The organism is Pseudomonas sp. ML2-2023-3, from assembly GCF_037055275.1.
GTDB lineage: Bacteria > Pseudomonadota > Gammaproteobacteria > Pseudomonadales > Pseudomonadaceae > Aquipseudomonas.
On the sequence record NZ_CP146343.1, the window covers coordinates 4,176,943 to 4,202,740 of the forward strand.

The following is a 25,798-nucleotide window of genomic DNA, read 5'->3' on the forward strand; positions in this document are numbered from 1 at the left end:
GTTGACGCGACAAGTACCTTGAAAAACGCCGCTCGCAACCTGCAGCATAGGGCGCCAAAACTTCAAAAACAGCAAAAACAGACCAACCCTAAATTTATTTAAGACTTTTCATGTATGATATTAATTGACAAACACATAAAGACCAGCCTATCTAAAAAGGAGTGAATATGGATATTTATGCAATTATTGGGGCCGGAGGTTTTGGCCGAGAAGTCTTGCCACTTGTAAAAGAACGAGTTGGCATGTTTAGCGAAAGCCCATACCGAATTATATTTGTAGATGATGGCATTAACGCCAAAGAGATTAACGGCACAGAAGTAATTACTTCATCTGAGTTTAAAACCATTACAGGCACCAACAAATTTTTCAACATCGCAATTGGCAACAGCAAAGTGCGAGAGACCATTGCACAAGACATGATCTCGTCCGGTGCAAAGCCATTCTCTATTTCATCGATCAGCCACAGTGTGACGTATGAAGGAAGTATGATAAGCGAAGGGTCAATTCTATGCCCTTTCACGACAATTACTTCCAATGTAAAAATTGGAAAATACTTCCATGCAAACATCTACTCCTATGTTGCACATGATTGCGTGATCGGCGACTTCGTAACATTCGCTCCCGGTGTCAAGTGCAACGGCAATGTAACCATCGAAGACCACGCCTATATCGGGACCGGCGCCATTATCAAGCAAGGCACCCCAGACAGGCCCATTGTGATTGGCGAAGGGGCTATTGTAGGCATGGGCGCAGTGGTGACTAAAAGCGTGGCCGCAGGATCCGTGGTGGTTGGAAACCCCGCAAAACCACTTCGCAAAGGTCTTGGCAGCTGATGGATCACCCTACCCTTACCTCAGTGCCTATTGAAGAAATTAAAGTTGGGATGAAAGCCAGTTACTCCCAAAAAATATGCGACTCAGATATCAGGGACTTTGCCAGAATCAGCGGCGATCACAATCCTGTACATATTGATAGCGCCTATGCTGCTGAATCACGTTTCGGGAAGCGCATCGCTCACGGCTTGATGTCTGCCGGATTTTTCTCGGCGCTGTTTGGAACACGAATACCTGGCCCAGGTTGTGTTTACGTATCCCAGAACCTTAAATTTATTAAGCCTGTTTACATCGATGACACCGTGACGGCTGAGGTTGAAGTGACTAAAGTTGACCTGGTAAAACATCGTCTTTTCTTCAATACCACTTGTAGAGTGGAGGGAAAAAAAGTAATTACCGGATCGGCAGAAATCTACATCCCAAAAAAGTAGTCTACCCCCCGCATATGCGGGGGAAGTTGGCTCGAACTGTGCCAACTACAACAGCAACATCAGGCCTAGCGCCAACTGTTTAACATCGATAATACCGTGAGCTACAAGTTTCCAGCGAGCACCGTCCATGGCAACAATTACAGTGCCCGCGTTATCAGAACTTGTTGTACCCGCCTGGCCAACAAAATACTCCCCGCCACCACCCACCCAATCACCGTGATATTCAGAACGAAAGCACGCTGATTACGAGTCGGCGAAAGAATGGCGTCTGATTTGATCTTGCCCAGCGAACAGCCCCAACAGGATACCGTGCCGACATTTTGCGTTGAACCCAGGAACATAGCCACCGCGTTATTGGCGTGGCGCAGGGGGGGGGCTGCACGTAGCAGGGGATGATGCGTTCCGGCCCCATACAAACCTCCGTCACGGGTTTCGAGTGGCATTGGTACTGCGAATCCCACTCGTTGATGGTGCAGGTTTTCTTGCGGCGGCCGGCCAGTTCTGCGGCACTGAAGCGCTCAGGCCATGCGCTACCGGCGTAGCAATCGACCAACGTACCGAGCGGTGTAAAAAGGCAATGCCGGTTTTTGTCAGTTGATAATCAACGCCCAGCACCAGCCATCGGGCATGTTTTCCAATACCGGAAAACACAACTTGCTGATCACGAATCTGTCGGAGTTGCGCAAACCGCCCGAAATAATGCGAAAGCAATGTAAAGCTTTGCCTCGGCCGCCTCCAAACCCCAGAAACACAAAAGCCCCGCTTTCGCGAGGCTTTCGTATGAATTTTGGCGGGAAACCAGGGATTCGAACCCTGGGAACGCTATTAACGTTCGCCGGTTTTCAAGACCGGTGCATTCAACCACTCTGCCAATTTCCCGTACTTCAAATGAATCACCGCCAGCGTGCTATTGGAAAGCACCCGGGATAAAAAAATCATGAACCTGTTACAGTCTACGACTTTCAAGACTGCTGCTTTAAAGCAACAAGCCCTACCCCCTACCGTTGTTTCGGGCGCCATAATACCTGAATGAAACACGTTGTCAAACTCTCTTGATCCCTTGTTTCAGAGCCTCTGCTATGATCTTTGCTACTTAACATTTCTAACCACAGGAGTATCGCCATGCGCGAACAGGATTACGCAGTTAATAACAGCGTGCAGGCCGAGCAGCTAGAGGTTAGCCGCGTCCTGCGCAACACGTACGGCTTGCTGGCTCTTACCCTGGCTTTCAGCGGTGTAATGGCTTACGTCTCGCAGCAGATGCGAGTCGGCTACCCAAATATTTTTGTTGTACTCATCGGTTTCTACGGCCTGTTCTTCTTGACGAACAAGCTGCGTGATTCGGCATGGGGCCTGGTGTCCGCCTTTGCCCTGACCGGTTTCATGGGATTCCTGCTGGGCCCGATTCTCAACCGCTACCTGGGCATGCAGGGCGGCGCTGAAGTAGTAAGCTCGGCATTTGCAATGACTGCTCTGGTATTTGGTGGCCTGTCAGCCTACGTGCTGATCACCCGCAAGGACATGAGCTTCCTGGGCGGCTTCATCACTGCCGGCTTCTTTGTTCTGCTGGGCGCGACGCTGGCCAGCTTCTTCTTCCAGGTCAGCGGCCTGCAACTGGCGATCAGCGCAGGTTTTGTATTGTTCTCTTCGGTCTGCATCCTGTTCCAGACCAGCGCCATCATTCATGGCGGCGAGCGCAATTACATCATGGCGACCATCAGCCTGTATGTTTCGATCTACAACCTGTTCATCAGCCTGCTGCAAATTTTCGGCATCATGAGCCGCGACGACTGATCAACAACCGCTACACAAAAGCCCGCTTCGGCGGGCTTTTTGTTGTCTGCTGCAAGCATCTTTGGGCATCTGGCTTTATCATTACCGCAGATTTGCTGACAGAGCCCACCATGAAATTTGCCATTGCCCTTTATTCGGCAGCCCATGCGCCCTCCTCCCGTCGCGCCCTGCGTTTTGCCCAGGCAGCACTGGCGGGCGGCCATGAAATTGTCCGACTGTTCTTTTATCAAGACGGTGTTCACAGTGCTTCGAGCAATATCGTGACGCCCCAGGACGAACAGGACATCGCACAACAATGGGCGACCTTCGTCAGTCAGCATCAGCTCGATGGCGTGGTGTGCATTGCCGCAGCCTTGCGCCGGGGCGTGCTGAATGAAGACGAAGCAACGCGCTATCAGCGCCCGGGGGTCAACCTGAAAGCACCGTGGGAATTGTCCGGACTGGGGCAATTACACGATGCCATTCAATCTGCCGATCGACTGATCTGCTTCGGAGGGCCTTGAAATGCCCAAGTCACTGTTGATTATCAGCCGCCAGGCTCCGTGGTCTGGCCTGGGGGCAAAAGAAGCACTGGACATCGTTCTGGCGGGCGGTGCATTTGACTTGCCTATTGGCCTGCTGTTTATGGATGACGGTACTTTCCAGCTCGCTCCAGAACAAAACGCCGGCGCCCTTCAACAAAAAAACCTCACCGCCAACCTGCAAGCCCTGGCCATGTTTGGCGTTGAGGATTTGTATGCTTGCCGCCACAGCCTTGACGAGCGTGGAATCTCGCCCGCAGGGCTTGCAGTCGCTGACGTACAGCCACTGTCAGCAGATGAAATGCGTGCAGTCTTTGACCGTTATGACCAAGTGATCACCCTCTGATGTCGACCCTACACGTTGTGAGCCACTCACCTTTTTCAGACACCCGCCTGGGCAGCTGCCTGCGCTTGCTGGGCAGTGAAGATGCCGTGCTGCTTTGCGGCGACGGGGTATACGCCCTGCAGCTACAAGGCAGCGCCCTCACATCCCTGGAAGAAAAAACCGTTTTTATCCTTGAAGAGGACTTGCAGGTGCGCAACCTCAAATGCCCGACATGGGCAACGGGTGTTGATTACCCAGCCTTCGTCGAGCTGTCGATTCGTTATGACAAGGTCAACACCTGGCTATGAATGTGCTTACTCTCAGCGGCAAAAGCATCGAACTGGACAAGGACGGCTACCTGCTGGACCTCAACGATTGGTCTGCCGAAGTCGCCCAGGCACTGGCCGCACAAACGGGCATCGAGCTAAGCCCCGAACACTGGGAAATCCTTGAGTTGTTGCGCAGCTTCTATCAAGAGTTCCAGCTGTCTCCTGCCACGCGCCCACTGATCAAGTACACCGCTCTGAAACTGGGGCCCGACAAAGGCAACAGCTTGCACCTCAACCGACTGTTTAATGGCACCCCAGCCAAACTCGCCGCCAAGCTGGCGGGCCTGCCCAAGCCGACCAATTGCCTATGAACACTCCCGCTGCGCTGACTCTCGAAACTCCGGCCGAACACCCGTTTGCTCAATTTGTACGCATCCTGGGCAAAGGTAAACGGGGTGCCCGCAACCTGACCCGCGAAGAAGCTCGCGAGGCAATGGGCATGCTGCTCGACGACAAGGCAGAAGACACCCAGCTGGGGGCCTTTCTGATGTTATTGCGGCACAAGGAAGAAAGCTCAGAAGAAATGGCAGGTTTCACCGAAGCCGTCAGAGACCGCCTGGCAGCACCCGCGATCAAGGTCGACATCGACTGGCCGACTTATGCAGGCAAAAAGCGCCACTTGCCTTGGTATCTGCTGACCGCCAAGTGCCTGGCCCAGAACGGCGTACGTATCTTCATGCATGGCGGAGGCGCTCATACGGCGGGCCGAATGTACAGTGAGCAGCTGCTTGAGGTGCTTGGCATCCCGCTGTGCCGCAACTGGCAGGGCGTCAATGAAGCGCTGGACACAGGCAATCCGGCGTTTATGCCGCTGCAGGACTGGGCGCCGCAATTGCAGCGCATGATAGACCTGCGCAACACTCTGGGCCTGCGCTCGCCGATCCACTCCCTGGCACGCATTCTCAACCCCCTGAGTGCCCGCTGCGGCCTGCAAAGCATCTTCCATCCGGGCTATCAAAGCGTGCACCGAGAAGCCAGTGGCTTGCTGGGAGACACCAGCATCGTGATCAAGGGTGATGGCGGCGAAGTCGAAATCAATCCCGACACATCAAGCCATCTTTACGGCACAACGGCAGGCGTGAGCTGGGATGAAGAGTGGCCCGCCTTGTCGTCACAACGCCATGTCAAACCCCCATCGCTGGAGCCGGAACATCTCAAGGCGCTTTGGCGTGGCGAAGTCGAAGACAGCTACCCCCAATTGGCCCTGTTGTCGACGATGGCCCTTGCATTGCGAGGGCTGGGCACCCCCCGGGAGCAAGCCTTTGAGCTGGCACAGCGCTATTGGGACAATCGTGACACATCGATCTAAACCTGTTGCTGGCCACCCGACTCTGCCTTTTTGCGAGACCACACCATGCTCATTCCCTACGACCAGCTTGAACCCGACACCCTCACCCGCCTGATCGAAGATTTCGTAAGCCGTGATGGCACTGACAACGGCGATGACACGCCTCAGGAAACCCGCGTGCTGCGTGTCCGACATGCGCTGAGCAAAGGGCAAGCGGTTATTTTTTTCGACCTTGAAAGCCAACAGTGCCAGCTGATGCCCAAGCACGCAGTGCCAAAAGAGTTCTTTGATTAATCCTTTGCAAGTTCGCCGCTGGCAAGGCGCCCAGCAGTGCGGTCTCGTATCCGCTTATAGATTTCATCGCGATGAACACTGATGTCCCTGGGGGCCTCGACCCCCAGGCGCACGCTTGTACCGTTTACGGCAATAACGCACAGCGTTATTTCTGATCCGATTGAAATACGCTCGCTTGCGGCACGACTAAGTATCTGCATGGCTGTCATCCTAGGATCTGAGTAGGCATAAAGACTGCACTGCGTAAAACTACCCATCAATCCCTACAAATGAATTCAGCGCACGCCTACTACCTCCTCGGATACCTCCTACAGGCTAACGGGCGAACAAGGCTTTAAGGGCTTGAAAAGCGCGGTCCCAGCAAGATGATGGTGGCGCCAATCACACACAACCCTACCCCAATCCAGTCTGAACCCAGTGGTCGAATGCGCTCAACGACCGCCAGCCAGGCAATGGACGTCACAATGTAAATCCCGCCATAGGCGGCATAGGCACGCCCGGCATAAGCCGCTTCGACCTTGGTCAGCAGCAAGGCAAACAACACCAGACTCACGATCGCCGGCAACGCCCACCATGGGCTTTTGCCCTGGCGCAACCACATCCAAAATCCATAGCAACCTGCAATTTCAAACAGGGCTGCCAAAAAAAACCATACGTAGTTGAGCATGCGCGTGTCTCCATATATGCAGCGCGCCACCCTACCTGCGGGTCTGCTGGTGATCAAGGTCGAAGTCTTTTAAGACCGCCCTGAATAAAAATTGAATTATTTACCTTGCGCTCGAGTCGGATTTTATAAGCACTGCCCACCCCTGTATCTCAAGCGGCGCCCCAAAAAACTGCCTATCGGCGCAACACAATAAAGAAGGAAATATTCATGACCACAATTCTTCTGATCGTTCTTATTTTGCTGTTAGTCGGCGGACTGCCGGTGTTCCCGCACTCAAAAAGCTGGGGATACGGCCCCTCGGGCATTATCGGGACCGTGCTGGTAGTGCTGTTGATATTGCTCCTGCTCGGCAAGATCTGACGTCTGCAGCGCAATAAAAAAGAGGCCCTGAGGCCTCTTTTTATTTATCGGGCTGATTACTTGGGATCAGCCACGCCTGCGGTGTTATCCAGCAGGCTTTTGGTAGCGGTTTGCAGGAAGGATTCGAGCTTTGTCTTAAGCTCGGTCGCTTCAGGCGAATCGGTTACCACTTTTGCGTCAGCATTGGCGCCCAATTTGTACTGCCAAACCTTGGCCGGCATATCCTTGGGTTGAACCAGCAAGTAGTCGTCACTGATGATCGCCACGGTCTGGTCACTGCCGGACGGCTTGATCACACCGCTGCCCTTGTCGCCTTCTGGCAGGGTCAGCAGGTCACGGCCCCAGCATTGCTGACGGAACTCGCCACCCAGACGACCCATGATAGTCGGCACGATATCGACCTGAGTCCCCACGGTGTCATTTCGGGCACCGAACTTCTCCTGAATACCAGGCCCGATCAGCAGCAATGGCACGTTAAAACGCCCAAGGTCCATCTCGGAAATTTGCTGTTCGTTGCCGAACCCGTGGTCGCCGACCACGACAAACAGGGTTTCCTTGAAGTACGGCTCTTTACGCGCTTTTTCGAAGAACTGCCCCAACGCCCAGTCGGAGTAACGCATCGCCGTCAAATGCTCGTTGAGCGAACCACGATCAGTCACCGGCTCAACCGGCAACGGCGTAGGCAAGGCATACGGCGTGTGGTTGGACAGGGTTTGCAGCAACGCATAGAAAGGCTCTTTACCTTCACGCTTTTTCAGCTCTTCGAGGCCACGGTTGAACATGTCCTGGTCAGATACGCCCCAGGTAGGGTCCGAGAACACAGGGTTAACGAAATCGTTACGACCCACAAAAGTAGTCATGCCCTGGTTGCTGAAGAAGCCCGACTGGTTGTCCCAGGCAAAATCACCGTTGTAGACATACACATCATCGAACTTGCGGGCACTCAGCAATTCCGGCAGGCCGGACAACTTGTGGCTACCTTCCGGGGTTTGCATCAGGTATTCAAAACCCGGCAGGTTCGGGAAGCAGGCCATAGTGGCGAACATGCCCTGATGGGTATGGGTGCCGTTGGAGAAGAAGCGCTCAAACAGCAAGCCTTCCTTGGACAGGTTGTCGAAGTAAGGCGTGATATTGCCCGGGCGACCCAGCGCACCCACCGAGTGTCCGGCGAAGCTTTCCATCAGGATCACAACAACGTTCTTGATCGGCAGGGTTTTTTCCGCAGGCGGCGTGGTGTCACGGCGCACAGGGGCCGTATCCGGATCGACCAGCTTGTCGTGTTCGGTCAGCAGCATGTCGCGCACGGTCTGCTGAGCCACAGGCTCTTCCAGCGTGGCCTTCCAGATATTGGTGCGATCGTCACCGAAGCGGCTTTTGGCAGCAGCAATCAGGGACAGGGAACCGTTGAGACCCAACTGGTTAGCGAAGTTGGAGTCCGTTGTGTAGGCATCACCCCAGCGCAGCGGAGGCCCCTGACGCAGGGTACCGCGAGCCGCAACCACACACACCAGCAGCAGCACCATGAACACGGCAACACGGCCATACCACGGCGCTACAGTGCGCGAAGTGCCCGAGGCAACTGCGCCAGCACTTGGACGGGTTACGCGGTCTGCACCACGGAATGCGAAGTACAGGATCACGGTGCCTACGGCCCAGGCCAACAGGTAACGCACTACCGGGAAGCCATACCACAACATGCTCATGACGGTTTTCGGGTCTTCCTTGACGTACTGGAAAACCAGGCCGTTGAGGCGTTGATGGAACTCACGGTAGAAGTCCATCTCCATCAGGCCCAAAAACAGTGCCAGGCTGGAGGCTGCGAGAAGCCAGAAGCGCAGCACCCCGCGCATGGCCATTGCCTTGACACTGAGCAGCGCCAACAGCAGTGGAATGCTGAAGTAAACGACAATGCGCAAGTCGAAACGCAGGCCGTTGGCGAACGCTTCGAGGAAAGTCGAGGCCGGGGTATCGAGGATCATTTCCCGGTTGTAAACCAGCAATGCCACCCGTAGCAGGGTGAACATCACCATCATGATCAAGGCACAGAGCAGCGTAAACGCCAGATGCGATTTGACGGTCGGTTGCAACACACGCGTGGCAGCATGTTGTTGGCTTGGGGCGTCCGGGTTTGCCATGTCGTTTTAGGACCCATTGGTTCAAGTTGAAGTGGCTTTATTGAGCATTGCCCTGCCCTTGGCACCCATGCGCTTTGGCACAGGCAGAGAGGTCACTCATAGGGGGGCAAATGTTGCATGATCACCCGTGGATTTCCACTGGAACATCGCTCTTCTTTACGCAGGATTTGGCCCGACACTAACCGCTAAACACCGGACTAGAGGCGTTTACACGTTGTGAAGCCGAAAATTTGCGTGCGAATTGTCTTAAAGTTTCCGTGAAAATTTCGTTCAAAGCACATCTTGATACACAAGAAAGGGCCATCAGGCCCTTTCCAGTCATTGCGTCGCCGTTGAGTGTCAGCACCGCCGATTGATCGCGCAGCAGCTTAAATCCGCACATTACCCCGCGGCCCGGCGATGGCCCAAATGACCAGCCCCAACACCGGCAGGAACAGAATCAGCAAGATCCAGAGGATTTTTGCCCCGGTACCCGCACCACTTTTAAGCACGTTGATGATGGCCCAGATATCGAGAGCCAGAATGATCAAACCGATCAGACCATTAAACGTTGAACCCATGATGACGCTCCTGAGTGAGTACGTGTGCACATAGGATAGTCACCCGCAGCCAGGGTTCCGCTTTTAATTGCACAGGCATGGTTTCAGCCGTGCACGGCAACCTTCAAGGCTTCGAGCGAAGGCGCTGCCGCGATACCCGCCTGGGCACACAACTCCAGCACGCGAGGCACGTCGTTGCCATACACCAGTACCACTTGAATCTCGTCATCCAGCGGCTGGCTCAGGTTCAACAGCACATAACCCCCCTTATCGGCGCTCATGCTGCCCATCTGGATCTGGATCCGGTTAAGCGCCGTCAGCGGCTCGGTCTTGGCCAACTGCTTGGGCTTGATATTGAACGCTACGTCCGGGCCAAACGAGGCTACGATCTGGGCAAACAGATCCATGTACGTATCTGCCTGGAACAACACCGTGTCCGGCAAGCTACCCACAATCACCCACTCGCCCAGCGGGATAGGGAAGCTGTCGTCGTAGTTGATATCCGGATTGGCGGCCAGAAAGCCTGCCTGATCAGCGTAAGCTTGAGCCGCCTCATCAGCGATTGTGGCGATTTCGTCGTCGCCCATGCACCCAGAGCTGATTTTGCTGATGAGTTCAACGAGAGTGGTTTTCATGGGCGAGGCCTGTCACAAGGAAATTTAAGGGCGCGCAGGATATAACAATTGCGCCCTTCAAGGGCAATCAGCCCGACAGCTTCTCGAGTTTGGCCACAGCGTCGGTTGCGCCCATGGTCTTGGCCGCATCCAGTGCCGTGATGCCATTGGCATCCTTGGCCTTGGGATCTGCACCCTTGCTGATCAGGTAATCAATGATCTCGGTGCGATTGAACATGGCGGCCATCATCAACGCGGTCCGGCCATCAAACGAAGCGCCTTCGACTTGTGCACCGCCCTCGACGAGGGTTTTGACCATGTGCAGATCACCCTTGAACGCAGCACCGGCAATCGGGCTCTGGCCGTTTTCATTGCGGATTTCGGGATCGGCATTGTGCTCGAGCAGCACCTTAACTGCCTCTACGTGCCCGTGATAGCTGGCCAGCATCAGCAAGGTATCGCCCTTGTGATTGCGCAAGTTGGCCGGCAATCCCTTGCTCAACAGAGCGGCCAGCATCGCAGCATCGCCGTCGCGCGCCTTGTTGAACACCTGTTCGGCAAAGTCGGCGGCCTCTTCAGGGCTCATCTGCCGGGCTTGATCTGCTGGCTTGTTGTCTGACATGTAAAGCTCCACCTTCGCTACAAAAAAACCTAGTTTCCTGAGACGGAGCAAAGGTGTCATCCCTTTTCTTCGCAAGATGACCATAGAAACAATCAATCGACGCTCAGACGCTCATATCAACTGGGCAAAATGCAGGATGCACGATGGCCCTTCATGCAAAATGCACGACAAGTGCATTTTGCATTAAATACAAGCTATTGATTTATAAGGATTTTCTAAAAAAAGAATAGTGGCACAATCGCTGCAACCTCTCCTCCATAGAAGCCCTTCAAGAGCTATGGAGCAAAACACATGAGCCTGATCCAGGAAAAATTCGCATCGTTGTTCTCCAACCACACAGTGACTGTCAAACCCCGCCCGGATGGCGGCGTGCTATTGACCCTGTGTGACAGCGATGGAAAACAGACCCAGCGCACGATCTCCTACGCCCAGTTGCATACCGCAGAACAATTGACGTGGGCCATCAGCGCCATTCGCCGTGACCTCGCCGGCACTGCCAGCGAACTGCCAACGATTTCGCTGCTGCAAAGCCAGCACCGCTTCGCCCTGCCGACCTACCACACCCGCTGATACCGAATGCCTGATGCAAAAAAGCCAGCGATCGCTGGCTTTTTGCTGTGCTCGATTCGGTCGCCTTAATCATCAAGGCCCGGGAAATGGCTGGCGATGTCTGCTCCCGTCGGATGAGCAACCATGCCCTGGGCATTGCCGAACATTCTGATGGCTACAAGGTGCGGGTGCTCACCCATATCAAACCATTGCGCCATGCCGGCAGGCACCGAGAGCAGATCGCTGCGTTCGCACAGCACTGCATAGAGATAATCACCGATGTGCAGCGAAACCAGCCCACGCCCGGCGACAAACAATCGCATTTCATCAGCACCGTGACGATGCTCGTCCAGAAACCTGGCGCGCAACTCGGCTTTTTGCGGGTGTTCGCTGCTGACACTGACAACGTCAAGGCTGGCGCAGCCGTGTTCGCTCATCAGCCGATCAATCGGCTCACGGCAGGCCTGGACCACTTCGTCCTGGCTGGCGCCCGGCCGGATCGGTGTTGTGGTTGGCAGGCGATCAAAACCCACGCCCTGTTCGGCCAGTGTAGAAACGATGTCTTCAAAGTGGGTCAGCACCTTGTTGGGTAATTCAGGGCTCGATACGTGGTAAACGGACAGGCTGCTCATGGGACGGGGTTCCTTGGCTTGGGCGTGCATTCGGCTGTTGCGGGCAAGGCTCAGTGCCTGTCCTCTTTCAATCGAGTGGCAATGATAACGGCTGCGGTCAGAGCTGCGACGCTTGCCATACTAAAGGTGAAGGTGGGACCCAGGGTGTTCCAGCTATAACCGGAATACAGTGCCCCCACTGCGCCGCCAATCCCGGCCAGGGTGGCGTACAAGGCCTGGCCCTGCCCTTGCTGGCCCGGGCCAAAACTGCGCTGTACAAAGGTCATGGCCGAGGCGTGAAAACTGCCGAAAGTGGCGGCATGCAGCAGCTGCGCCAGCAGCAATACCCACAGGTGCTCGGCAAAAGAACCCAACAATAGCCAGCGCACGGCGGCCAGCATGAAACTGAACATCAACACCCGGCGCACGGAGAACTTGAGCAGGATGCGGCGCATGGCCAAAAACATCAGCACTTCGGCGACCACCCCCAGAGCCCAGAGCAGACCGATCACGCCCCGGCTGTAACCCAGGTCCTCGAGGTGCAGGGTGAGGAAGGTGTAATACGGCCCGTGGCTCATTTGCATCAACGCGACACAGGCATAAAACGCCAGTACACCGGGGCTGCACAATTGCTTTAAAAAGCCGCCCACGACGGCTGCACGCCCCTGACTGGAAGGTTGCGCATTCGGTACCCACAGGCTGCACAGCACAATGCCGCCCATGATCACGATCAGCGCTACCGGGTAGATATCCAGGCTCAGCCACTCAAACAGGCGTCCCAGAATCACCACCGCGAGGATAAAACCGATCGAGCCCCACAGGCGAATCTGGCTGTAACGCTCAGGCTGCTCGCGCAAGTGGGCAAAGGTGATGACTTCGAATTGCGGCAATACGGCGTGCCAGAAGAACGCGTGCAGCGCCATCACCAGTGCCAGCCAGGCATAACTCTGGCTGACGAAAATCAGGGCAAAGCTGAGCAAGGTGCAGAGCGCGCCCAGCCGCACAATCAACAGCCGCTTGCCGGTGTAGTCGCCAAGCCAGCCCCACAGATTGGGGGCCACGCAGCGCATCAACATCGGGATGGCCACCAGTTCGCCTATGCGCGCACTGGAGAAGCCGAGGTGATGAAAGTACAGCGCCAGAAACGGCGCTGTCGCGCCGAGCAAGGCGAAATAGAAAAGATAGAACCCGGACAGGCGCCAGTAAGGAAGTGTCGCCACGGTCGTCAGACCGTGGCGCCCAGCAACCCTTGCATTACAGCTGGCCCAGCACAGGCGTGCTTACACGCACGTCGGCATTTTGCCCACGATGACGCAGCAGGTGGTCCATCAGCACGATGGCCATCATGGCTTCGGCAATCGGGGTGGCACGAATGCCTACACACGGGTCATGACGGCCCTTGGTGATCACGTCCACCGGATTGCCATGCACGTCGATCGAGCGGCCCGGGGTGGTGATGCTCGATGTTGGCTTGAGGGCCAAGTGTGCAACGATCGGCTGGCCGGACGAAATCCCGCCCAGAATGCCGCCCGCGTTGTTGCTGAGGAAGCCTTCGGGAGTCATCTCGTCGCGGTGCTCGGTGCCACGCTGGGCAACGCTGGCAAAGCCGGCGCCAATCTCGATGCCCTTGACCGCGTTGATGCTCATCAGCGCATGGGCCAATTCAGCGTCCAGGCGGTCGAAAATCGGCTCGCCCAGACCCGGAATCACACCTTCGGCGACCACGGTGATTTTGGCACCGACCGAGTCCTGATCACGACGCAGTTGATCCATGTAGGCCTCAAGCTCCGGCACTTTGTCTGGATCAGGGCTGAAAAAGGCGTTTTCTTCAACCGAGTCCCAGGTCTTGAACGGGATTTCGATCGGGCCCAGCTGGCTCATGTAGCCGCGAATCACAATGCCCTGGGTTGCCAGGTACTTTTTGGCAATGGCACCTGCGGCCACACGCATCGCCGTTTCACGGGCCGAGCTGCGACCGCCACCGCGGTAATCCCGCTCGCCGTATTTGTGATGGTAGGTGTAATCGGCGTGGGCCGGACGAAACAGATCCTTGATCGCCGAGTAGTCCTTGGACTTCTGGTCGGTGTTGCGGATCAACAGGCCGATGGCGCAACCGGTGGTGCGACCTTCAAACACCCCGGAAAGGATTTCGACTTCGTCGGCTTCCTGGCGCTGGGTGGTATGACGGCTGGTGCCGGGCTTGCGTCGATCCAGATCACGCTGCAGGTCTTCAAGGGACAGCTCCAGCCCTGGCGGGCAGCCATCAACAATGGCGACCAACGCCGGACCATGGCTTTCGCCAGCGGTGGTGACAGTGAACAGCTTGCCGTAGGTATTGCCGGACATGCAGGGCGCTCCGCGAAAATCAGCCGATAAAGTTCAGCCCGAAATCGGTTCAAGTTGTGTTGCAGCCACAACAGAAGTTGAACAGATCCCAGATAACCAAATGCGCCAGTATACGCAGGCTACCTCCGTAGTTCATCCTCGAACCTTACTCATCCGGGTTTGTCCAACCGGCACACTAGACAATGATGGCGCTATGATGCTGCGAATACTCTTCTTTGCACTGACCTTGCTTGGCTTTGGCTCCCAGGCCCTGGCAGCCCCCCCTTCCAATGTCTTGCTGCGGCCCATTGAGCTGGATACCGGCTCCGGCACGCTGTATGGCTCGCTGGTATTGCCCAAGAGCGACAAGCCCGTACCTGTGGTGCTGATCATTGCGGGTTCCGGCCCGACCGACCGCGACGGCAACAACCCCATGGGAGGGCGCAATGATGCCCTGAAAAAGCTGGCATGGCGCCTGGCCCAGAGCAATATCGCCAGCGTGCGTTTCGACAAGCGCGGCATTGCCCAAAGCCGGCCTGCCGGGCCTGATGAGCGACAGTTGAACCTGGATCAATATGTCACCGACGCGGTGGCCTGGGGCGAGAAGCTCAAAAGCGACCCGCGCTTTGGCAAGGTGTTTGTGCTCGGACACAGTGAAGGCGCATTGATCGCAAGCCTCGCAGCGCCCAGGATTGGCGCCGCCGGGGTGATTTCCATTGCGGGGACTGGACGTCCGGTGGGCGTCTTGTTGCGCGAACAATTGCAACGCAATCATCTGCCACCGGCACTGCTCAAACGCAGCTTCGAGCTGATCAGCACCCTCGAGGCCGGTCGCACCGACGATAACGTGCCTGACGACCTGCAACTGGTGTTCCGTCCCAGCGTGCAGCCGTACATGATCAGCCTTCTGCGCTACAACCCTGCTACCGCCTTTGCTGCGCTGAAAATGCCGGCGCTGATCATTCAGGGCACTCATGACATCCAGGTTGAGGTCAAGGATGCGCGCCTGCTCAAGGCAGCCAAGCCCGATGCCGTTCTGACGCTGATCAATGGCATGAACCACGTGATGCGGATCGTGCCAATGGACATGAAGCGCCAGATACAGTCCTACAACGACCCCAATCAGCGTCTGGCGGGAGAGCTGGGCGATCGAACTGTGCGCTTTATCACGAAAGTGAACGCCGGCCAGCCCTACAGTCCTGCGCATAACGGCCGATAAACCGGTGTCGGCCGCCTTTGCTTTGCTGACATTTCGGGCTAGCACAGGATTGAGCCGCTATGAGCGACACCCCATCACAACCCGCCGGGACTGAGGCACCGGCAGCGCCCGAGGCGCCGCCCCTGCCTTGGGCTGACGTGCAGCCCGAGCATTTCAGAATGCTGCGCCTCGCCCCTCTGCAGACAGACCGCAGCACCGGGGCACGCCCCCTGCGGTTTGTGCAGTTCGGGTATGCCGAACGCAACAGCAAGGAACTCAGCCTGCTGCGACTGGCTGTCTCCTTGCCTGGCCAGCGGGTACGCGAGGAGCAAAATCATCTCGATGTGTGGGTCGACCACCTGACTCACCGCGTGCGCTTGAGCCCTGAGCGCGGCCTGCAGATTGAACCCCTGAACCGCGGAATAGGCCGCTTCTTACTGGCTCAAGCTGCAAAATGGGTGCAAAAAAGGTGGGCTCAGTACCGCATTGACGGGATCGACCTGCCCAGCAGGGACGCCCTGAACGAAGACAGCCGCCTGCGCCGCGACCATTTTTTGCGCGTGCACGGGTTTGATGTGGTGTATGCCGATGCCCAGTTTCTGAAAGCACGACTGGAAGACGTACAGGCAGGCGAATTACTGGACAGCTGGAACGTCGAGAAACTTCAGATCCTGGAGATTCTTGATGCCGCGCAAATGCTCCAGCAGGCTGAGCAGAACCTGCAGGAGCAAGATGTGAAGCTGCGGGACAAGGAAGAAAAACTCAGCAGGCACCGGCGCGAAGAGACCGGCTTGCGTTTTACCATCACCTGCCTGGTGGCCTTTTCAGTGTTCCAGGCAGGCTTGTTGATCTGGATTGCGACACACCGCTGAAGCAGGTCGCAATCCGTAGCAGCCTTCGTTCCTAGGCAGCGGCTACTCACCTGCCATCAAACCCGCGAAGCGAACAGCGCCTGATGCTCTCGGCACTGCTCGGCGGTCAGCATGAACACCCCATGACCACCACGCTCGAAATCAAGCCAGGCAAAGTCGACTTCCGGGTACAGCGACTCGACGTGAACCTGGCTGTTGCCCACTTCAACAATCAGCAGGCCTTTTTCGGTCAGATGGTCAGCCGCCTCGGCCAGCATCCGGCGTACCAGGTTCAGACCATCATCGCCGCAAGCCAGGCCCAACTCCGGTTCATGCTGGTACTCGGCAGGCATGTCGGCAAAATCTTCAGCATCGACATACGGCGGGTTGGACGCGATCAAGTCGAAGCGCTGCCCCGGCAAACCATCAAAGCCATCGCCCTGAACGGTGTATACGCGCTCGTCAACGCCGTGACGCTCAATATTCTGGTTAGCCACTTCAAGGGCTTCAAACGACAGGTCGGCCAGCACCACTTCGGCGTTCTGGAACTCATAGGCACACGCAATACCGATGCAGCCCGAACCGGTGCACAGATCTAGAATGCGCGCCGGCTCAGTCCCCAGCCACGGCTCAAAACGTTTTTCGATCAGCTCACCAATGGGTGAGCGCGGAATCAGTACGCGCTCATCAACAATAAACGACATCCCGCAGAACCACGCTTCGCCCAACAGATAGGCTGTCGGTACCCGCTCTTCGATGCGGCGCTTGAGCAAATGCTGCAGGTTGACCAGTTCATCGTCTTCAAGGCGGCAATCGAGATAACTGTCCGCGATTTCCCACGGCAGGTTCAGTGCACCCAACACCAGTTGACGGGCTTCGTCCCAAGCGTTATCGGTGCCATGACCAAAGAACAGCTCTTCCCCATGAAAGTGGCTAACGGCCCAGCGAATATGGTCGCGCAAAGTGCGCAGGCGGGAAGTGATCAATGGTCTTACTCCTCAAAATCGATTGGCGATTCTAACAGCCAAACCTCGACGCGCCAAAGGCAGGCCACCGGTCTACACACCCCGCTGTTTTAAAACGTCAGAACACGTCCATGAAAAACCTGAAATCGCTCCAATTTGTACATTTTTACCTTTCTGCGTTACTCCTTGACATCGCTACAGGCCAACAACCACACCGCTTGCACGACAGGCCATTCACATAAACGCTCCGCCAGTGGAGAATGTCTCAAAAGCCCCATTCAAAGGAGCCCCCGAATGCCCGCTTTAAAGACGATGTTTCAACTCACTGGACGTGGTTATGCCGCGGCCAATCTGAGCAATGCCAGCCTGCTGATCATCGATGCGCAAAACGAATATCTGAACGGGCCCCTGGCCTTGTCCGGCATGGACGCTGCCACTGCCAACATCGCCCTTTTGCTGGAGGCTGCCCGCAAGGCCAAGCGCCCGGTGATCCATATCCGTCACCTGGGCACCGTTGGCGGCATGTTCGACCCGCAGGGCGAACGAGGCGCGTTCATCAAAGGCCTTGAACCCCAGGGCGATGAGCTGATTATCGAAAAGCGCATGCCCAACGCCTTCAATGACACAGGCTTGCAAAAAGCACTGGAGAACCTGGGTTCCCTGGATGTGATCGTCTGCGGCTTCATGAGCCACTCCAGCGTCAGCACCACCGTACGCGCAGCCAAAGACTATGGCCTGCGCTGCACCTTGGTCGAAGATGCCTGCGCCACCCGAGACTTGCCTACCCCGGACGGCATTATCAGCGCAGAGCAGGTTCAGAAAGCCGAGATGGCGATCATGAACGACAACTTCGCCACCCTGACCCTGACTAAAAACCTGATTTGATCTGAATCGGCTTCTGACGGGCGGCCTGCGCAACCGCCCATCAATAAAGACCGTCCACCTGCACGCAGCTTCCTGTTTCCCCCCTCCCAGGAACAACCTGCCCAATTCCCTGTCGAAGGGCCGATACCCTTTAAGGAAAGATCGGAATGAAGATCTCCGATGGTTTTGATGCTCGACGCTTACGCCCCAAGGCACACCGTGACTGGCGCTCACGCCTGGTACTGGTGTTTGCCGCGCTGATTGCGCTTGTGGGCGCGCTGTTACTGGTGGCAGGTGCCGCCAGCCTGATTGGCCGCCCCGGCGCCCTGGGTGAGCTCAATGCCAGCCCGGCGGGTGCAACACTGGTACTGGTGCTTGGCATACTGGTCTGCTGGCTGGGCGTCTGGATGTGGCGTCGTCGCCGTCGCCTGATGCGCCAGCCACTGGGCCTGAACATGGCCCCGCACCTGATGAAAAAACAAGACTGACGCACATCCGCCGCCCGATTGTCGTCGACTTGGGTAAACTAGCCGCCCTTCACGGAGGCTGACATGCAAGACGACGATTTTTCCCTGTTCAAAAACGAGATTCGCGGCGTTAAACCGATCAAGCATGATCGGGCGGACACCGGCAAACCCAAAGCTGACCGTGCACAGCTGGCAAAACTGCGTCAGTCAGCCACTGTGCGCACCAATGCGGCCATCATCGACGGCCTGTCAGACCAATTCGTGATCGATGTTGGCCCCGAAGATCAACTGAGCTGGGCCCGTGATGGCGTGCAAGAAAGCCAGATGCGCAAGCTCAAGCTGGGCCAGATCAGCTTCGAAGGCAGCCTTGATCTGCATGGCATGACCGTCGAAAAAGCCCGCGAAACCCTTTGGGAATTCCTCAGCGAAGCTACCCGGCTTGAAGTGCGCTGCGTGCGCGTCACCCACGGCAAGGCCGTACGCCTGGACGGCAAGCGTCCAATGATCAAGAGCCACGTCAATACCTGGCTGCGCCAGCACTCACAGGTACTGGGCTTCTGTTCTTGCCAGGCCAAACATGGCGGTGCCGGCGCGGTGTATGTGATGCTCAAGCGCACCATGATGGAAGGTCGAGACGAATAACACGCTCTGCAAGGATTTAAACCCGCTTGCCTCAGGCAAATCGGTCAAGTCGAGCAGTTATCCACTAACTGCTCAATAAATGCATACTTCATCCGCCCTCTCCAATCCTGACGACTCGCTAAACTTCGCCCCCCCATTAAACTATCTAACTATGCAAAAAGTATGGCTACCCTCGCCTATTAACCTGCTGGATAATACGGGGTAATCGGCGCTTATTTAGCCCTCCACAAATGGATAACCTTTTTGTGACCCCACACCCTCCCAAAACACGCATATTAGTTGTCGACGACCAACCGCTTATCGTTGAAGAGATGTGTGAATTTCTAGAGAGTAACGGGTTCACCTGCATTCCCAGTTACAGTAGCCGCCAGGCCATTGACCTGTTCAACGAAGACCCGTCGATCGCCCTGGTGGTGTGCGACTTGCTGATGCCCGGTTTCGACGGCATAGAACTCATCCAGAGGCTCAAGCAATACTCCAAGAAGCATCGCGTCTTCGATGCCGTCCTGCTAAGCGCCCAGGGCGAAAAAAAGGATCTGGTCCGTGCTCTGCGCGAAGGTTTCTCCGACTACCACCAAAAGCCTGTCAACCCCGACTCGCTGCTTCAGACGCTGAAGAAACTCGAAGAAAAGCAAACAGACAGCGCAGCACACAATCAGAGCACCGAGGCCTTGAGCAGGCGTTTGCAAGGCCTGATAAATTCCATAAGCGACATACATTCAGATATTAGAAAAGCCCATCCGCCCCGTACAAGAAATACCAGCAGCCCATCGGACACCGAACAAACGGACTATAAGGAATTTTTATTCAGCAAGTTATCACCTCGCCAACTGCAAGCGGCACAACTTGTCAGCGAAGGTAAAACAAACTACGAAATCGCCAGCGACATGGGCATTACGCCAAATACAGTAAAACTCTATATTTCACAAATACTGAACTTGACGGGCGCCTCCAATAGAACACAGTTAGCGCTCGCTTTAAAATCACATGGATTGAGTCTATAAAGCGATGAACATACGCTACAGCAAAGGGGTTGGCTCCTTTATCACTATTTGTATGCCGGACGCGGTGAGGGTCGGTTTACACCGTCAACTGAATGCAATTAAGAGCGCCAGGAACAGCCTGCAGGTACGCCTGGCCAGTGAGCGCGCAGAGGGCTTTAGTGAAGCACTCAAGACCCTCGATGTATTAACCTGTGAAGATATGGCCAGTGTCTCCCAGGTGATACACGCCGTGGTTCAAGCCAGAACCCAGGCGCTGACACTGTAACCGGGCCATGCACCAAAAAACTCACGGGCCAGGCTGGCGGTGGTCACGATGATTGGTTGAGCGCGCGCCTGGTCGAGTCGGGCTTATTTTCAAGAAGCGCCATCAAATCTGGCCCTCAAAGTGCGCCGACAATACAACTGTCGCCATACCTACGCTACCATGTGCCTCATGGCAGGCATGAACCCTGCGTTTATCGCCAATCAGCTTGGCCACGGCGTGCAGATATTGCTCTCGACTTACGCTAGATGGCTCAATTCCAGCACAGACTGGAGCGAGCTCGGGAAACTCGAAAACAGCATGATTGGTACAAAATTGGCACGACCCGACGAGGTGCCACTATGAAACCCGCATGGAATATAGCCCTGTGACATTGGAACAAAACTACACCGCGATCCTCGGTCAACTCGGCGAAGACGTTTCCCGTGAAGGCCTTCTGGATACGCCAAAGCGTGCAGCCAAAGCCATGCAGTACCTTTGCCGTGGCTATGAACAAACCCTGGAAGAAGTCACCAACGGTGCCTTGTTCAGCTCTGACAACAGCGAAATGGTGCTGGTTAAAGACATCGAGTTGTACTCGCTGTGCGAACACCACCTGCTGCCGTTTATCGGCAAAGCCCACGTGGCTTACATTCCGAGCGGCAAAGTGCTGGGCCTGTCTAAAGTGGCGCGAATTGTCGACATGTACGCCCGCCGCTTGCAGATCCAGGAAAACCTGAGCCGCCAGATCGCCGACGCAGTGATGCAAGTCACCGGCGCCCTGGGCGTTGCCGTGGTGATTGAAGCCAAGCACATGTGCATGATGATGCGCGGTGTCGAGAAGCAAAATTCGTCGATGATTACATCGGTGATGCTGGGTGAGTTCCGCGAAAACGCCGCCACCCGTAGCGAGTTTCTCAGCTTGATCAAGTAATTGGCGACCCGAAAAAGGCCGGCGTTTATCGCCGGTTTTTTTTCGCCTGCCTGTTTTCAGGTAAGCTGCGCCCCTTCTTACTTGCCCATGAGGCTTTTACTGTGTTTATCAAAGCGCTTCGCGTAGGCCTGGGTCAGCTCATCATCGCTGGCGATTTTGTTACCCGGCCCAGCAAAAAGCAGCGCCCGGCAGCCGCTCAGGCGCTGGTCGATCAAGCTGCAAAAAGCCTGACCCTGTACCAGTTCCACGCGTGCCCGTTCTGCGTGAAAACCCGCCGCACATTGCGCCGCCTGAATGTGCCGGTAGCCCTGCGGGATGCGAAAAACAACGAGCAGGACCGTCAAACCCTGCTGGAGCAAGGCGGCAAGATCAAAGTGCCGTGCCTGCGCATTGAAGAAGACGGCAAGACCACCTGGATGTACGACTCCAAGGTGATCATTGAGTACCTGAACCAGCGCTTTGCCAACGTTTAAAGATCACGCCCCTCCCGCCCATAAAAAAACCGGCTCAAGGCCGGTTTTTTTTATGGGCGATCAGCTCAATCGAGCATCCCCACATGCCGCGGATGGCTGGCCACTCTTTGCAGCCAGGCCTGGATGCCGGGATAGCCGCTGAGATCAAAGCCGCCCTGATCGGCCACATGGGTGTAGGCGTACAACGTCACGTCAGCAATCGAATACTGCTCACCCACCAGGTACGGGGTGCGATTGAGCTGTTGCTCCATCACATCCAGCGCCTTGTAGCCGCGCTTTTGCAGTGTGCGGTACTCCTCCAGACGCTCTTGCGGCAACCCCAGGTAAAACTGGATAAACCTTGCCACCGCAATGTAAGGCTCATGGCTGTACTGTTCGAAAAACTGCCATTGAAGCACCTGGGTGCGCAAACGCGGCTCAGCCGGCAAAAACTCGCTGCCGTCGGCCAGGTAGTTGAGAATCGCGTTGGACTCCCACAGGCACGTGCCGTCTTCCAGCTCCAGCACTGGCACTTTGCCGTTCGGGTTTTTCGCCAGGAAATCCGGGGTTTGTGTTTCGCCCTTGAGGATATCCACCGCGAACCACTGATACTCAATGCCCAGCAAATGCAGCATCAGCTTGATCTTGTAGCAGTTGCCCGAATTGTAATCGCCATAAACCTTGAGCATCGTGCCTCCTTTAGGCCGCTTGAGCGGCCTGAGCCTGACGAATAACGTTAGCCAGGCGCTTGAGGCCTTCGTGCAGACGCGCCGGGTCGATGTGGCTGAAGTTCAGCCGCAGGCTGCCTACGTTCTGGTCCGGGTTGGCGAAGAACGGTTCACCCGGCATGAATGCCACGTTCTGCTCCAGCGCAGGCTTGAGCAACGTACGGGTGTCGAACGGCTGCTTTAGGGTCAACCAGAAGAACAGGCCGCCCTGTGGCACATGCCAGTCCGCCAGGTCCGAGAAGTGCTCTTCCAGCGCCAGCTGAAAACCGTCACGGCGTACGCGGTAGAAATCACGCAACTCGGCCAGGTGGTTGGTCATTTTCTCGGTGCCGATCCACTGCAAAGCCTGCCATTGGCCAACACGGTTGGTGTGCAGGTCAGCCGATTGCTTGAGGCGCAGCAAATGGGGGAACAGATCAGGGCTGGCAATCAGGAAGCCAACGCGCAAGCCCGGCAACAGGGTCTTGGACACGGTGCCGGTGTAGATCCAGCTGGCTTTTTTCAGGCGGCTGACAATCGGCGTTGCACTGCCACCGTCAAAGTTCAGTTCGCGGTACGGCTCATCTTCAATCAGGGTGACGCCGAACTCGTCGAGCAAGGCCGCTACCGCGTCGCGCTTGGTTTCGCTGTAACGCACGGCAGACGGGTTCTGGAACGTCGGGATCAGGTAGATGAAGGCCGGGCTGTGTTTTTCCAGCTGCACACGCAAGGCGGCCAGGTCCGGGCCGTCGGCTTGCAGCGGGAACGTCAGGCACTCGGCGCCGAACAGCTGGAAGATTTGCAGCGCCGCCAGATAGGTCGGCGCTTCGAGCATGATTTCAGTGCCTTTGTCGATGTACAGCTTGGCTGCCAGATCCAGCGCCTGCTGCGAACCGCTAAGTACCATGACCTGGCTCGCATCGCAATCAACGCCCAATGCGCGGGCCTCTGCGGCCAGTACTTCACGCAGTGCCGGCTCGCCTTCACTCATGCCGTATTGACCCATCGAGGCCGGCATGTCGGTCCAGTCGACCTTGGGCAGCATGGCTTCAGCCGGTAGCCCGCCAGCGAAAGACATGACTTCCGGGCGTTGGGCCGCAGCCAGAATTTCACGAATCAAAGAGCTTTTCAGGCGGGAAACACGTTCGGAGAAGGCCATACAGATCACCGGTAGCGGAAGTAATTGGAAATAAGTCAAACTGGTTGACCGAAACTACGCCGCGAAGCCTAGATACGTCAATATGCTTGACCTTAAAAATCCGACCACTCAGCGTGCCGCCATGGAAGCCTTCTTCTTTGGCTATCAAGCGTTTACTGCCAAGGCAGACGAAATGCTGGCGCGCCGTGGGCTGAGCCGGGTGCATCAGCGCATCGTTTTTTTTATCGCCCACCATCCCGGTGTAAGCGTCAAGGAACTGCTGACGCTGCTGGGCGTAAGCAAACAAGCCCTCAATACGCCATTACGCCAGCTGATCGAAATGGATCTGGTGCGCAGCGTCGCGCCCGAGACCGACAAGCGCAAACGCCTGCTGGAGCTGACCGCTGACGGCGTCACCTTCGAGAAAAACCTGCGCCGCGAGCAGGTCAAACTGCTGCAACGGGTGTTCGCCCAGGCCGGTGACGACGCCGTCAATGGCTGGCTGGCAATCAATCATGCCCTGGGCCAAAGCCGCCAGCCCTAGCCTGGATACTGGAGCAGGGCTCCCACAACAAGCCCACTTCCACCCATCACTTTCGGCCACAATCCAGAAAACATTATTTGCTTTTTTTGTATACAAAAGCATAATTCATCTCGCCTGCATTCTTGACCCAAAGGTCAGAAAAATGCTGCGTGCCTCACCAGTGCCCTTAAAAACAATAAAAGCCTGAGGAAAAACCGTGGACAGCCAAAAGTCAGAAGTACCCGCCGTTGAACTTTCTCCCCCCTCCTCCCGCGGCTGGCTGGAGCGCCTGTTCAAACTGTCGCTGCATGGCACCACGGTCAGGACCGAGCTGATCGCCGGGCTGACCACCTTTATCACCATGGCCTACATCATCTTCGTCAACCCCAACATCATGGCCGACGCGGGCATTGATCACGGCGCAGCCTTTGTGGCGACCTGCATCGCCGCTGCCCTGGGCAGCCTGTTAATGGGGCTCTACGCCAACTGGCCAGTAGGCCTGGCGCCAGGCATGGGCCTGAATGCGTTCTTCACCTACACGGTGGTCGGGACGATGGGCTACAGCTGGGAGACCGCCCTGGGCGCGGTCTTTGTCTCTGGCGTACTGTTTCTGATTCTGACCCTGTCACGGGTGCGCGAATGGCTGCTCAACAGCATTCCTGCCAGCCTGCGTTATGCAATGGGTGCGGGGGTCGGTTTGTTTCTGGGAATCATCGGCCTGAAAACCTCGGGCATCATCGTCGATAGCCCGGCCACCCTGATCAAGCTCGGCTCCCTGCGCGACCCGGCGCCGTTGCTGGCCGCCGTGTGCTTTTTGATGATTGCGATTCTTAGCTACCACCGCGTGTTCGGCGCGATCCTGATCAGCATTATCGCCGTCACTCTCGCGGGCTGGGGCCTGGATCTGGTGCACTACAACGGCATCATGTCTGCGCCGCCAAGCCTGGCTCCGACCTGGATGGCGATGGACCTCAAGGGTGTGTTCAATATCAGCATGATCAGCGTGGTGCTGGCCTTCCTGTTTGTACACATGTTCGACACTGCCGGCACCTTGATGGGCGTGGCCCAGCGTGCCGGCCTGGTCAAGGCTGACGGCAAGATCGAAAACCTGTCCAGGGCACTCAAGGCTGACAGCGCCTCAAGCGTGTTCGGCGCCGTGGTTGGCGTGCCGCCCGTGACCAGCTATGTCGAAAGCGCCGCAGGGGTCGCGGCAGGCGGTCGGACCGGGCTCACCGCCGTCACCGTGGGCGTGCTGTTTGTTGCCGCGATGTTCTTCGCCCCCCTGGCTGGCATGATCCCCGCTTATGCCACAGCAGGCGCCCTGATTTACGTCGCGATGCTGATGATGGGCGGCATGCAGCACATCAACTGGGACGAACCCACCGACTGCATCCCGGCCATTGTGACCATGATCATGATGCCAATGACCTTCTCGGTCGCCGACGGGATTGCCCTGGGCTTTATCAGCTATGTCGCACTCAAGGCAGGCACCGGTAAATACCGCGAAATTTCTGTCAGCCTGTGGGTGCTCTGCGCTATTTTCATCGCCAAGTTTATTTACCTGTAAACCGGGCG

At 56.4% G+C, this 25,798-nt stretch carries 35 protein-coding genes, 1 tRNA gene and 1 pseudogene; 23 read left to right on the forward strand and 14 right to left on the reverse strand.

The annotated features are described in order from the left end of the window. The first annotated feature begins 167 nt into the window (after nt 1–167). Both V6P94_RS19145 and V6P94_RS19150 read left to right on the forward strand, forming a co-directional pair. Entirely contained in the window at nt 168–833 is a 666-nt protein-coding gene (locus V6P94_RS19145; protein ID WP_326397676.1) for an acetyltransferase, read from the forward strand. Beyond that, nucleotides 833–1,264 (forward strand): MaoC/PaaZ C-terminal domain-containing protein, encoded by a 432-nt coding sequence (locus tag V6P94_RS19150; RefSeq protein ID WP_133076094.1) that lies wholly within the window; start codon nt 833–835, stop codon nt 1,262–1,264. The genes V6P94_RS19145 and V6P94_RS19150 overlap by 1 nt, the downstream gene beginning before the upstream one ends. 423 nt (nt 1,265–1,687) lie before the next feature. On the opposite strand, the gene V6P94_RS19155 is transcribed toward V6P94_RS19150, so the two are convergent. Both V6P94_RS19155 and V6P94_RS19160 read right to left on the reverse strand, forming a co-directional pair. Next, on the reverse strand, nt 1,688–1,975 hold the full coding sequence (locus V6P94_RS19155; RefSeq protein WP_326397675.1) for a hypothetical protein: 288 nt from the start codon (nt 1,973–1,975) through the stop codon (nt 1,688–1,690). Between the two features lie 77 nt (nt 1,976–2,052). Next, nucleotides 2,053–2,143 (reverse strand) — tRNA-Ser (locus V6P94_RS19160). Nucleotides 2,144–2,386: 243 nt separating this feature from the next. On the opposite strand from V6P94_RS19160, the gene V6P94_RS19165 reads away from it, so the two are divergent. The 7 genes from V6P94_RS19165 to V6P94_RS19195 all read left to right on the forward strand — a co-directional run bounded on the left by V6P94_RS19165 (nt 2,387) and on the right by V6P94_RS19195 (nt 5,815). Beyond that, nucleotides 2,387–3,058 carry a Bax inhibitor-1/YccA family protein gene (locus tag V6P94_RS19165; RefSeq protein WP_133076092.1) on the forward strand — a complete coding sequence of 224 codons (672 nt, stop codon included), beginning with the start codon at nt 2,387–2,389 and terminating at the stop codon, nt 3,056–3,058. A 110-nt stretch (nt 3,059–3,168) separates the two neighbouring features. Further along, complete coding sequence (gene tusD / locus V6P94_RS19170; RefSeq protein WP_133076091.1) at nt 3,169–3,561, forward strand: sulfurtransferase complex subunit TusD; 393 nt, start codon at nt 3,169–3,171, stop codon at nt 3,559–3,561. 1 nt (nt 3,562) lies between these two features. Next, nucleotides 3,563–3,925, forward strand: coding sequence for a sulfurtransferase complex subunit TusC (tusC, locus tag V6P94_RS19175; protein ID WP_326397674.1), 363 nt, complete (start codon nt 3,563–3,565; stop codon nt 3,923–3,925). Then, nucleotides 3,925–4,212 carry a sulfurtransferase complex subunit TusB gene (tusB, locus tag V6P94_RS19180; RefSeq protein ID WP_133076089.1) on the forward strand — a complete coding sequence of 96 codons (288 nt, stop codon included), beginning with the start codon at nt 3,925–3,927 and terminating at the stop codon, nt 4,210–4,212. Before tusC ends, tusB begins: the two co-directional genes overlap by 1 nt. Beyond that, nucleotides 4,209–4,544 (forward strand): TusE/DsrC/DsvC family sulfur relay protein, encoded by a 336-nt coding sequence (locus V6P94_RS19185; protein ID WP_133076088.1) that lies wholly within the window; start codon nt 4,209–4,211, stop codon nt 4,542–4,544. The genes tusB and V6P94_RS19185 overlap by 4 nt, the downstream gene beginning before the upstream one ends. Next, entirely contained in the window at nt 4,541–5,542 is a 1,002-nt protein-coding gene (locus V6P94_RS19190; RefSeq protein ID WP_326397673.1) for a glycosyl transferase family protein, read from the forward strand. Before V6P94_RS19185 ends, V6P94_RS19190 begins: the two co-directional genes overlap by 4 nt. A 45-nt stretch (nt 5,543–5,587) precedes the next feature. Next, complete coding sequence (locus V6P94_RS19195; RefSeq protein ID WP_016781468.1) at nt 5,588–5,815, forward strand: YheU family protein; 228 nt, start codon at nt 5,588–5,590, stop codon at nt 5,813–5,815. On the opposite strand, the gene csrA is transcribed toward V6P94_RS19195, so the two are convergent. Together csrA and V6P94_RS19205 are read right to left on the reverse strand one after the other, a co-directional pair. After that, the gene (gene csrA / locus V6P94_RS19200) at nt 5,812–6,072 is read right to left on the reverse strand and encodes a carbon storage regulator CsrA (RefSeq protein ID WP_405046701.1); all 261 of its coding nucleotides are present in this window, start codon (nt 6,070–6,072) and stop codon (nt 5,812–5,814) included. The genes V6P94_RS19195 and csrA overlap by 4 nt on opposite strands. A 77-nt stretch (nt 6,073–6,149) precedes the next feature. Beyond that, nucleotides 6,150–6,482, reverse strand: a complete 333-nt coding sequence (locus V6P94_RS19205; protein ID WP_133076085.1) for a YnfA family protein — start codon at nt 6,480–6,482, stop codon at nt 6,150–6,152. 201 nt (nt 6,483–6,683) lie between these two features. Between V6P94_RS19205 and V6P94_RS19210 the strand changes: the two genes are divergently transcribed. After that, the gene (locus V6P94_RS19210) at nt 6,684–6,842 is read left to right on the forward strand and encodes a DUF3309 family protein (RefSeq protein WP_133076084.1); all 159 of its coding nucleotides are present in this window, start codon (nt 6,684–6,686) and stop codon (nt 6,840–6,842) included. A gap of 56 nt (nt 6,843–6,898) precedes the next feature. On the opposite strand, the gene V6P94_RS19215 is transcribed toward V6P94_RS19210, so the two are convergent. The 4 genes from V6P94_RS19215 to V6P94_RS19230 all read right to left on the reverse strand — a co-directional run bounded on the left by V6P94_RS19215 (nt 6,899) and on the right by V6P94_RS19230 (nt 10,752). After that, the gene (locus V6P94_RS19215; RefSeq protein ID WP_219261040.1) at nt 6,899–8,977 is read right to left on the reverse strand and encodes an LTA synthase family protein; all 2,079 of its coding nucleotides are present in this window, start codon (nt 8,975–8,977) and stop codon (nt 6,899–6,901) included. A 368-nt stretch (nt 8,978–9,345) separates the two neighbouring features. After that, a complete protein-coding gene (locus tag V6P94_RS19220; protein WP_133076081.1) occupies nt 9,346–9,537 on the reverse strand; it encodes a PLDc N-terminal domain-containing protein in 192 nt (63 codons plus the stop codon). Between the two features lie 83 nt (nt 9,538–9,620). Then, entirely contained in the window at nt 9,621–10,151 is a 531-nt protein-coding gene (locus V6P94_RS19225; protein ID WP_133076080.1) for a hypothetical protein, read from the reverse strand. A 67-nt stretch (nt 10,152–10,218) separates the two neighbouring features. After that, entirely contained in the window at nt 10,219–10,752 is a 534-nt protein-coding gene (locus tag V6P94_RS19230) for an ankyrin repeat domain-containing protein (protein ID WP_133076079.1), read from the reverse strand. Between the two features lie 291 nt (nt 10,753–11,043). Between V6P94_RS19230 and V6P94_RS19235 the strand changes: the two genes are divergently transcribed. After that, nucleotides 11,044–11,322: a DUF3509 domain-containing protein gene (locus V6P94_RS19235; protein WP_133076078.1), complete on the forward strand. Its 279-nt coding sequence runs from the start codon at nt 11,044–11,046 to the stop codon at nt 11,320–11,322. A gap of 65 nt (nt 11,323–11,387) precedes the next feature. Here V6P94_RS19235 and V6P94_RS19240 read toward each other — a convergent pair whose 3' ends face one another. The 3 genes from V6P94_RS19240 to aroC are packed head-to-tail and all read right to left on the reverse strand — an operon-like array spanning nt 11,388 to nt 14,258. Then, nucleotides 11,388–11,933, reverse strand: a complete 546-nt coding sequence (locus tag V6P94_RS19240; protein WP_326397671.1) for an acireductone dioxygenase — start codon at nt 11,931–11,933, stop codon at nt 11,388–11,390. Nucleotides 11,934–11,983: 50 nt separating this feature from the next. Beyond that, on the reverse strand, nt 11,984–13,132 hold the full coding sequence (locus tag V6P94_RS19245; RefSeq protein WP_133076076.1) for a major facilitator superfamily domain-containing protein 6: 1,149 nt from the start codon (nt 13,130–13,132) through the stop codon (nt 11,984–11,986). Between the two features lie 34 nt (nt 13,133–13,166). Further along, on the reverse strand, nt 13,167–14,258 hold the full coding sequence (gene aroC / locus V6P94_RS19250) for a chorismate synthase (RefSeq protein ID WP_019826578.1): 1,092 nt from the start codon (nt 14,256–14,258) through the stop codon (nt 13,167–13,169). A gap of 193 nt (nt 14,259–14,451) precedes the next feature. Here aroC and V6P94_RS19255 point away from each other — a divergent pair, with 193 nt between their 5' ends. Further along, complete coding sequence (locus V6P94_RS19255; RefSeq protein ID WP_133076075.1) at nt 14,452–15,456, forward strand: alpha/beta hydrolase; 1,005 nt, start codon at nt 14,452–14,454, stop codon at nt 15,454–15,456. A gap of 59 nt (nt 15,457–15,515) precedes the next feature. After that, nucleotides 15,516–16,307 (forward strand): hypothetical protein, encoded by a 792-nt coding sequence (locus tag V6P94_RS19260; RefSeq protein WP_133076074.1) that lies wholly within the window; start codon nt 15,516–15,518, stop codon nt 16,305–16,307. A 56-nt stretch (nt 16,308–16,363) separates the two neighbouring features. Here the strand turns inward: V6P94_RS19260 and prmB are convergent, their stop codons facing one another. Then, nucleotides 16,364–17,272, reverse strand: a complete 909-nt coding sequence (gene prmB, locus V6P94_RS19265) for a 50S ribosomal protein L3 N(5)-glutamine methyltransferase (RefSeq protein WP_326397669.1) — start codon at nt 17,270–17,272, stop codon at nt 16,364–16,366. 273 nt (nt 17,273–17,545) lie between these two features. Here prmB and V6P94_RS19270 point away from each other — a divergent pair, with 273 nt between their 5' ends. The 8 genes and pseudogenes from V6P94_RS19270 to V6P94_RS19305 all read left to right on the forward strand — a co-directional run bounded on the left by V6P94_RS19270 (nt 17,546) and on the right by V6P94_RS19305 (nt 21,876). Continuing rightward, nucleotides 17,546–18,136: a cysteine hydrolase family protein gene (locus tag V6P94_RS19270; protein WP_133076072.1), complete on the forward strand. Its 591-nt coding sequence runs from the start codon at nt 17,546–17,548 to the stop codon at nt 18,134–18,136. Between the two features lie 146 nt (nt 18,137–18,282). Continuing rightward, on the forward strand, nt 18,283–18,603 hold the full coding sequence (locus V6P94_RS19275) for a hypothetical protein (protein ID WP_219261037.1): 321 nt from the start codon (nt 18,283–18,285) through the stop codon (nt 18,601–18,603). 63 nt (nt 18,604–18,666) lie between these two features. Next, nucleotides 18,667–19,224 carry a Smr/MutS family protein gene (locus V6P94_RS19280; RefSeq protein ID WP_326397668.1) on the forward strand — a complete coding sequence of 186 codons (558 nt, stop codon included), beginning with the start codon at nt 18,667–18,669 and terminating at the stop codon, nt 19,222–19,224. 245 nt (nt 19,225–19,469) lie between these two features. Beyond that, nucleotides 19,470–20,228, forward strand: a complete 759-nt coding sequence (locus V6P94_RS19285; protein WP_326397667.1) for a response regulator transcription factor — start codon at nt 19,470–19,472, stop codon at nt 20,226–20,228. A 4-nt stretch (nt 20,229–20,232) separates the two neighbouring features. Continuing rightward, nucleotides 20,233–20,493 carry a hypothetical protein gene (locus tag V6P94_RS19290; protein WP_133076068.1) on the forward strand — a complete coding sequence of 87 codons (261 nt, stop codon included), beginning with the start codon at nt 20,233–20,235 and terminating at the stop codon, nt 20,491–20,493. 123 nt (nt 20,494–20,616) lie between these two features. Then, nucleotides 20,617–20,835 (forward strand): annotated as a pseudogene (locus tag V6P94_RS19295) (site-specific integrase); the annotation flags it as partial. A gap of 22 nt (nt 20,836–20,857) precedes the next feature. Then, a complete protein-coding gene (folE, locus tag V6P94_RS19300) occupies nt 20,858–21,403 on the forward strand; it encodes a GTP cyclohydrolase I FolE (protein WP_019826593.1) in 546 nt (181 codons plus the stop codon). Nucleotides 21,404–21,504: 101 nt separating this feature from the next. Next, nucleotides 21,505–21,876 (forward strand): glutathione S-transferase N-terminal domain-containing protein, encoded by a 372-nt coding sequence (locus tag V6P94_RS19305; RefSeq protein WP_133076067.1) that lies wholly within the window; start codon nt 21,505–21,507, stop codon nt 21,874–21,876. Between the two features lie 65 nt (nt 21,877–21,941). Here the strand turns inward: V6P94_RS19305 and V6P94_RS19310 are convergent, their stop codons facing one another. Both V6P94_RS19310 and V6P94_RS19315 read right to left on the reverse strand, forming a co-directional pair. Beyond that, complete coding sequence (locus V6P94_RS19310) at nt 21,942–22,544, reverse strand: glutathione S-transferase family protein (RefSeq protein WP_133076066.1); 603 nt, start codon at nt 22,542–22,544, stop codon at nt 21,942–21,944. Between the two features lie 10 nt (nt 22,545–22,554). After that, nucleotides 22,555–23,721, reverse strand: a complete 1,167-nt coding sequence (locus tag V6P94_RS19315; protein ID WP_133076065.1) for a PLP-dependent aminotransferase family protein — start codon at nt 23,719–23,721, stop codon at nt 22,555–22,557. Between the two features lie 82 nt (nt 23,722–23,803). Between V6P94_RS19315 and V6P94_RS19320 the strand changes: the two genes are divergently transcribed. Both V6P94_RS19320 and V6P94_RS19325 read left to right on the forward strand, forming a co-directional pair. Further along, nucleotides 23,804–24,244 (forward strand): MarR family winged helix-turn-helix transcriptional regulator, encoded by a 441-nt coding sequence (locus tag V6P94_RS19320; RefSeq protein ID WP_019826601.1) that lies wholly within the window; start codon nt 23,804–23,806, stop codon nt 24,242–24,244. Between the two features lie 196 nt (nt 24,245–24,440). After that, on the forward strand, nt 24,441–25,790 hold the full coding sequence (locus V6P94_RS19325; RefSeq protein WP_219261035.1) for an NCS2 family permease: 1,350 nt from the start codon (nt 24,441–24,443) through the stop codon (nt 25,788–25,790). Nucleotides 25,791–25,798 lie beyond the last annotated feature (8 nt).

What these genes read in the sequence shown, in the direction of transcription:
- V6P94_RS19145 (WP_326397676.1), top strand. Translation starts at nt 168, where the DNA reads ATGGATATTTATGCAATTATTGGGGCCGGAGGTTTTGGCCGAGAAGTC.
- V6P94_RS19150 (WP_133076094.1), top strand. Translation starts at nt 833, where the DNA reads ATGGATCACCCTACCCTTACCTCAGTGCCTATTGAAGAAATTAAAGTT.
- V6P94_RS19165 (WP_133076092.1), top strand. Translation starts at nt 2,387, where the DNA reads ATGCGCGAACAGGATTACGCAGTTAATAACAGCGTGCAGGCCGAGCAG.
- tusD (WP_133076091.1), top strand. Translation starts at nt 3,169, where the DNA reads ATGAAATTTGCCATTGCCCTTTATTCGGCAGCCCATGCGCCCTCCTCC.
- tusC (WP_326397674.1), top strand. Translation starts at nt 3,563, where the DNA reads ATGCCCAAGTCACTGTTGATTATCAGCCGCCAGGCTCCGTGGTCTGGC.
- tusB (WP_133076089.1), top strand. Translation starts at nt 3,925, where the DNA reads ATGTCGACCCTACACGTTGTGAGCCACTCACCTTTTTCAGACACCCGC.
- V6P94_RS19185 (WP_133076088.1), top strand. Translation starts at nt 4,209, where the DNA reads ATGAATGTGCTTACTCTCAGCGGCAAAAGCATCGAACTGGACAAGGAC.
- V6P94_RS19190 (WP_326397673.1), top strand. Translation starts at nt 4,541, where the DNA reads ATGAACACTCCCGCTGCGCTGACTCTCGAAACTCCGGCCGAACACCCG.
- V6P94_RS19195 (WP_016781468.1), top strand. Translation starts at nt 5,588, where the DNA reads ATGCTCATTCCCTACGACCAGCTTGAACCCGACACCCTCACCCGCCTG.
- csrA (WP_405046701.1), bottom strand. Translation starts at nt 6,072, where the DNA reads ATGGGTAGTTTTACGCAGTGCAGTCTTTATGCCTACTCAGATCCTAGG.
- V6P94_RS19205 (WP_133076085.1), bottom strand. Translation starts at nt 6,482, where the DNA reads ATGCTCAACTACGTATGGTTTTTTTTGGCAGCCCTGTTTGAAATTGCA.
- V6P94_RS19215 (WP_219261040.1), bottom strand. Translation starts at nt 8,977, where the DNA reads ATGGCAAACCCGGACGCCCCAAGCCAACAACATGCTGCCACGCGTGTG.
- V6P94_RS19220 (WP_133076081.1), bottom strand. Translation starts at nt 9,537, where the DNA reads ATGGGTTCAACGTTTAATGGTCTGATCGGTTTGATCATTCTGGCTCTC.
- V6P94_RS19225 (WP_133076080.1), bottom strand. Translation starts at nt 10,151, where the DNA reads ATGAAAACCACTCTCGTTGAACTCATCAGCAAAATCAGCTCTGGGTGC.
- V6P94_RS19230 (WP_133076079.1), bottom strand. Translation starts at nt 10,752, where the DNA reads ATGTCAGACAACAAGCCAGCAGATCAAGCCCGGCAGATGAGCCCTGAA.
- V6P94_RS19235 (WP_133076078.1), top strand. Translation starts at nt 11,044, where the DNA reads ATGAGCCTGATCCAGGAAAAATTCGCATCGTTGTTCTCCAACCACACA.
- V6P94_RS19240 (WP_326397671.1), bottom strand. Translation starts at nt 11,933, where the DNA reads ATGAGCAGCCTGTCCGTTTACCACGTATCGAGCCCTGAATTACCCAAC.
- aroC (WP_019826578.1), bottom strand. Translation starts at nt 14,258, where the DNA reads ATGTCCGGCAATACCTACGGCAAGCTGTTCACTGTCACCACCGCTGGC.
- V6P94_RS19255 (WP_133076075.1), top strand. Translation starts at nt 14,452, where the DNA reads ATGATGCTGCGAATACTCTTCTTTGCACTGACCTTGCTTGGCTTTGGC.
- V6P94_RS19260 (WP_133076074.1), top strand. Translation starts at nt 15,516, where the DNA reads ATGAGCGACACCCCATCACAACCCGCCGGGACTGAGGCACCGGCAGCG.
- V6P94_RS19270 (WP_133076072.1), top strand. Translation starts at nt 17,546, where the DNA reads ATGCCCGCTTTAAAGACGATGTTTCAACTCACTGGACGTGGTTATGCC.
- V6P94_RS19275 (WP_219261037.1), top strand. Translation starts at nt 18,283, where the DNA reads ATGAAGATCTCCGATGGTTTTGATGCTCGACGCTTACGCCCCAAGGCA.
- V6P94_RS19280 (WP_326397668.1), top strand. Translation starts at nt 18,667, where the DNA reads ATGCAAGACGACGATTTTTCCCTGTTCAAAAACGAGATTCGCGGCGTT.
- V6P94_RS19290 (WP_133076068.1), top strand. Translation starts at nt 20,233, where the DNA reads ATGAACATACGCTACAGCAAAGGGGTTGGCTCCTTTATCACTATTTGT.
- V6P94_RS19310 (WP_133076066.1), bottom strand. Translation starts at nt 22,544, where the DNA reads ATGCTCAAGGTTTATGGCGATTACAATTCGGGCAACTGCTACAAGATC.
- V6P94_RS19315 (WP_133076065.1), bottom strand. Translation starts at nt 23,721, where the DNA reads ATGGCCTTCTCCGAACGTGTTTCCCGCCTGAAAAGCTCTTTGATTCGT.
- V6P94_RS19320 (WP_019826601.1), top strand. Translation starts at nt 23,804, where the DNA reads ATGCTTGACCTTAAAAATCCGACCACTCAGCGTGCCGCCATGGAAGCC.